Origin of the sequence: Campylobacter concisus, assembly GCF_002165815.1 — a bacterium.
Classification (GTDB): domain Bacteria; phylum Campylobacterota; class Campylobacteria; order Campylobacterales; family Campylobacteraceae; genus Campylobacter_A; species Campylobacter_A concisus_BH.
In genome coordinates, this window is the sequence record NZ_NDYN01000025.1 from 1 (window position 1) to 1,115 (window position 1,115).

At 34.0% G+C, this 1,115-nt stretch carries 1 protein-coding gene; it reads right to left on the reverse strand.

The window, feature by feature from the left end:
• Window positions 1-253: 253 nt before the first annotated feature.
• Window positions 254-1,115 (reverse strand): methyl-accepting chemotaxis protein (locus B9N65_RS10760; RefSeq protein WP_257640060.1); only part of this gene is annotated, 862 nt, incomplete at its 5' end.

The following is a 1,115-nucleotide window of genomic DNA, read 5'->3' on the forward strand; positions in this document are numbered from 1 at the left end:
CATTCACTCGCAAGAATTGACTACTAAAATTTGGCTTCGCTTATCGCTTAGCTCAAATTTTAGAGCCGAAATTACTCGTTCATGAAATTTTAAAATTTGGTAGATATTTTTGTAAGTTGAATTTAGATTTTATAAACGACACCAAAGATTAAATTTAAAAGATCACCCCCCCCCAACCCAGCCTAAACCAGGTTGGAGTTTATTAAATTCAGTAGTTTTTCATTAAACAAATTTAAGTTTGTTTATTAAGAAGTTAAAACCTCTTCTTCCTAACCTCTTCAACTATGGCTTTAGCCATCTCATCTACTTCTGATGTTACTTCATTTGCTTGGTTAGCAATTACCACGTTTTCTTTTGTTAGATTATCTATTTGAGCAACTGATTGATTTATCATATTTATTCCTTCACTTTGCTCTTTTATTGATTCACTCATCTCATTTATTGATTGAGCTAATACATTTGTATTTGCTTCTATCTCACCAAGTGATTTTTGAGTTCTCTCAGCTAGTTTTCTAACTTCATCAGCCACAACTGCAAATCCTCTACCATGCTCTCCAGCTCTGGCTGCTTCTATTGCAGCATTAAGTGCTAGTAGGTTTGTTTGATCTGCTATATCTCTAATGATAGTTATGATGTTTTTGATCTCATCACTTTGTCTTATAACATCAGCTGTCTTTTGAGAGATGGCATTCATTGAGCTAGACATTTGCTCAACTGCAGCAGCACTTTCTTGTAAGCTATTTGCTTGAGTATTTGCTGAGCTTGCTACTTTTGATACTGAGCTTGCTAGAAGTTTAGCTTTTTCTTCTAGTACTTGAGCTTGGTTTAGATTGTCATTTAGCATTTTAGATATTTCTATGCCAAGAGAGTTTATGCCACTTGCTATCTTACCATCATCATCAAGTCTTTTTGTAAAGTCTTGGTTTTTATAGGTGTTTAGTAGATCAAGTACATCTTTGCCATTACTTGAGATTGCATTTTTAAGAGCAAGTTGTAGATCTTTAAATGTGCTTTTTAGTTGATTTAGAGCTGGGTTATTAGTATCAGCTTCTAGACTTGCTTCATAGTTGCCATCTTTTATCTCATTTACAAAGGTGTTGGCTTTTTGGATGAAG